The sequence below is a fragment of the Actinomadura bangladeshensis genome, from assembly GCF_004348335.1.
GTDB classification, from domain to species: Bacteria; Actinomycetota; Actinomycetes; order Streptosporangiales; family Streptosporangiaceae; genus Spirillospora; species Spirillospora bangladeshensis.
In genome coordinates this window covers 1-4,156 of record NZ_SMJW01000419.1, presented here as the reverse complement: position 1 = coordinate 4,156, position 4,156 = coordinate 1, and the positions used below count along the sequence as shown (strand labels likewise).

The window sequence follows — 4,156 nt, the reverse complement described above, 5'->3', positions numbered from 1 at the left end:
GGGCGGGGTGGTGCAGACGAAGGCGAGCGGGACGCTCGGCGACCTGCTCGCCGGCCGGCCGCTCCGGTTCAGCGCCTGCAAGGCGGCCGTGCTCACCAAGGGCCGGAACCACCTGACGGCCGTGCCGTTCGACGCCTACCGCGTCGACACCGTGACGGTCGGGGCCAAGCCGGGGCCGGACGCCGCCGCCCGCCCGCCGCAGCAGGTCAAGGTCATCGGCTGGGGCTCGAGCTCCCGCAAGCTGGAGGTGGCCGCGGCCACCGCCTCGTTCCTCACCGTGAACGAGAACTTCAACACCGGCTGGCGCGCGACCGTCGGCGGCACCGAACTGCGGCCCGTCCGGCTGGACGGGTGGAAGCAGGGCTGGCTCGTCCCCGAGGGCACCAGCGGCGTCGTCGAGCTGTCCTACCTGCCCGACCGGGCCCAGCGGATCGCCGTCGTCGCCGGGCTGAACCTCCTGCTCGTCCTGCTGATCGCCGCCCTCTGGCCCGGCCGTCCCGGACGCCGCCGCGCCGATCCGCGCGGCGCGGTCGCCGGGACGGGCTGGCCCGCGTGGGCGGCGCTCGGGCTCGCCGCCGCGCTCGGCGGCTGGATCGCCGGGCCGCCCGGCCTCGCCGCCGCGCTCGGCACCGCGGCCCTGTGCGGCTGGGCCCGCACCCGCCGCTCCGCCGTGCCGCGGGCGCTCGCGTCGCCGTGGCCGATCGCGCTCGCCATGCTCGCCGGGACCGGCTGCCTCGCCGCCGCGATGTGGCTCGATCTGCTCGACAACCCGGCCGCCCCGTCCGGTCCGGTCGGCGACATCGCGCCGCAGCTGCTCGGGCTCGCCGTCGTCGGCCGGATCGCGGTCGAGCTGTGGCGGCCGAAACCGCCGCGCGGCGGCGACGCCGGCGGGCGGATCTCGCTCAGCTGGACGGCACCCGGGCAGGGGCCGGGCGGGCCCGGTCCCGGCGCCGGGTCAGCCGCTGGACCGGCCACTCCACCAGGTAGTAGCTCAGGGTCCCCGCTGCGATGGACGCCGCCGCCAGCAGCGGCAGATCCGTCGCCACGTCCCCCCGGAAACCCCGGTCCGTCACGTCGTACCAGGAGACGATGATCAGCAGCTGCCACAGGAACACGCCGTAGGAGATCCGGCCGAGGAACCGCATCACCCGGTTGCCGAGGATCGCGCCGAGCGCGGGCTGCCCGGCCGGTGCCAGCGCGACCGGCGCCACCAGCGCCGCCGCGCACAGCCCGAACACGACGAGGTGCAGCGTCGCCGTCCAGAACATGTCCGGCGTCTGGAGGCTGAGCGGGCCCGCCGCCGGTGTCGCCGCGACGACGTACAGCATCGCCGCCGCGGCCCAGCACGCCGCCCACGAGTCCGACACGGCCCGGCACAGCGCCGCGACCGGGCGCCGCTCGTCCAGCCGCGCCCACACCGTCACCACCGCGAGCGCCATCCCGATCGCGAACCAGACGAAGTACCGCGGAAGCCACAGGCCCATCTGCGTGTGCCGTTCCGGGACGAACATGAAGACCGACCAGGGGAACGACAGCGACGCGTAGACGCCGATGCCGATCAGCAGCCGCCGGGCCCGGACGCCCACGTCGTGGGTCCGCACCCGGTGCGCGTACCAGGCGAGGACGGCCGCGGTGAACGGCAGCGTGACGTACCAGCCGACCTCGACGACGAGGCTCCAGAACTGTCCGAGTTGCGCCGGCCCCAGGGCGCCGTTCCACCACATGTCGGGCAGATAGGTCTGCGTGAGCGTGAGCAGCGAGACCCACGTGACGGGGTCGGCGACGTGGTCCCTGCCCGCCGTGACCATGAAGACGACGATCACGACCCAGTAGGCGGGCATGATGCGGAACACGCGCTTGCGCAGGTAGGTGGCCGTGCGCGGCCCGGCACGCCCGTCCAGGGCGGCCGCCGCCCACGGACGGTAGAGCAGCAGCCCGGACAGCGTGAAGAAGATCGGCACGCCGACCTGGCCGCCGTTGAACAGCCACCGCGGCCCGGCCGGGTTGGTGATGGAACCCGCCGCGCTCGCGACGTGGAAGACCAGGACCGCGAGCGCGGCCACCGCCCGCAGACCGTCGAGCGTGTCCTGGTGGCCGGAGATCGGCGGCGGCGCCGGGCTGCTCACCGCTCCCTCTTCCGCAGCACCATCACGAGGTTCCACGTCGCGATCTCCCGCAGCCACGGAACCCGGACCACACCCTCCGCCCAGCGCGGGTGGTAGCGCGGCACGGTGTCCAGAACCTCGATGTCGGGACGCCGCCGGGCCCATGCCAGCGCCGATGAGACCGACACGGGGTGCAGGTTGCGGCCGAACAGGTTCTTCGGCGGACGTCCGGTCCGGCGCTCGTACCAGCGCGCGGCCCGGTCGCCGCCCAGGTAGTGCCAGGGCGAGGTCTCGTGCCCGCCCCACGGGGACAGCCAGTTGGTGAACGACAGGAAGACCGTCCCGCCGGGCCGGGTGACCCGCACCATCTCGTCGCCCATCCGCCAGGGGTCGGGGACGTGCTCCAGGACGTTGGACGAGAAGCACACGTCGGCGGCCCCCGTCCGGAACGGCAGGGCCAAGGCACTCGCGACGAGCTGGTTCGACGTGCGTCCCTCATGCGCGGTCAGCTCCGCGAGATCATGGTCGATCCCCGTGCAGCGCGCCCCGGCGTCGGCCAGCGCCCGCGCGAAGAACCCGAACCCCGTCCCCACGTCGATGACGGTCGCCCCCCGCAGATCGGCGTACGACCCGAGCTGCGCGACGGTGTCCCGCGCCATCAGGTCATAGAAGTACTCCGGCTCACTCCGCTCCCGCCGGAACGCACTGAGCAACCGCACCGACCGCGCCAACGTCGCACAGTGCCGAGGCAGGGGCGCCCACCCGCCCCCGCCGTCAACGAGCAACCGGGGCTGGGCGTGGGGCGCCGGTCGGGCGGGCGCCGGTTCTTCGGCCGCCGTCGGCTGGTCGTGTGCCGCCGAGGTCAATGATCACCTCACTTGGGGGACGCCGAGGTAACGGGGAGCTTACCGGCCAGTACTCAGTGCCGGACAGATCTCCGCCGAACAACGGACCGCCGTCGCGCACGGGGCGAGGACGGGAGCCTACTCTTGGAGGGCCGGTCTTATTGGACTGGCGGTTTGAGAGGTCCTGTAGGGTACTTCGGACATGCCGGACCCGGCCTCTCGGCCGTTGACGATGACGACGGCAGTCCCGGAGGTGTTCATGCGGCGACCGGTCGGCCTTGTCCTGATCGGCCTGGGGGCCTTCTTCCTCGCGCTCGCGCCGCTGGTCCGCTTCTACGTGGCCGACCAGGTGATCGTCGCGCCGCTGAACCAGTACCAGGTGACGCTGCTGGAGTCGAAGGACGCCACGTACTTCGACCAGGCCGACCTGAAGCTGAAGACCGGCGTCACCCTGCTGGCGAAGAACACCGTCCGCGGTGACGTCCGCGCCAACGAGGGCGACGACGACATCGCGGTCTGGGACTCCACGACCAACATCTACGACCAGGCCAAGCCGGACAAGCCCGTCCAGATCCAGGGCTTCCGGATCGCCTTCGACCGGCGGACGAGCGTCCTGGTCAACTGCTGCGGCGTCAACGTCGACGGCGACAACGCCGTCCGGATGTCCGGGTACGGGCTGCTGTTCCCGCTCGGGAACGTCCAGAAGCGCGACTACCCGTTCTTCGACACGACGACCAAGCAGGCGGCGCCGATGGTGTTCGGCGACGTCGAGAAGGTGCACGGGCTCACCACCTACCGGTTCACCCAGACGATCCCGCTGACGAAGACGGCCGCGCTCGACACCAAGCTGCCCGCCAAGATGCTGGGCCTGCCCGAGGACGCCGGCAACCAGAAGGTGGACCGCTACACCGAGGCCTACAACACCGTCTGGGTCGACCCGCGCACCGGCATCCCGGTGAAGCACCGCAAGAACATCCGCAGCACCGTCCAGACGCCGGACGGCAAGGGCAAAATGATCGTCGCCCAGGCCGACCTGGTCAGCATCGACAAGGACCAGAAGGCCATGGTCGACATGTCGAACGGCAAGGCGCTGCAGATCGACATGGTGCGCAGCTACGTCCCGGCCGGCGCGATCTTCCTCGGCCTGATCCTGCTGTTCGTCGGCGGTTACCTCGGCCTGGCCCGGCGCGAGCCGCCGCCCATCGA

At 72.3% G+C, this 4,156-nt stretch carries 3 protein-coding genes; 1 reads left to right on the top strand and 2 read right to left on the bottom strand.

Annotated elements, in window-relative coordinates; translation table 11 throughout:
* Positions 1-902: 902 nt before the first annotated feature.
* Positions 903-2,126, bottom strand: a complete 1,224-nt coding sequence (locus E1284_RS39005; protein ID WP_165965606.1) for an acyltransferase family protein — start codon at positions 2,124-2,126, stop codon at positions 903-905.
* Positions 2,123-2,824, bottom strand: a complete 702-nt coding sequence (locus E1284_RS39000; protein ID WP_243715012.1) for a class I SAM-dependent methyltransferase — start codon at positions 2,822-2,824, stop codon at positions 2,123-2,125. The genes E1284_RS39005 and E1284_RS39000 overlap by 4 nt, the downstream gene beginning before the upstream one ends.
* A 385-nt stretch (positions 2,825-3,209) precedes the next feature.
* Here E1284_RS39000 and pgfA point away from each other — a divergent pair.
* On the top strand, positions 3,210-4,156 hold a 947-nt coding region (gene pgfA, locus E1284_RS38995; protein WP_165965605.1), incomplete at its 3' end, for a cell envelope lipid trafficking protein PgfA.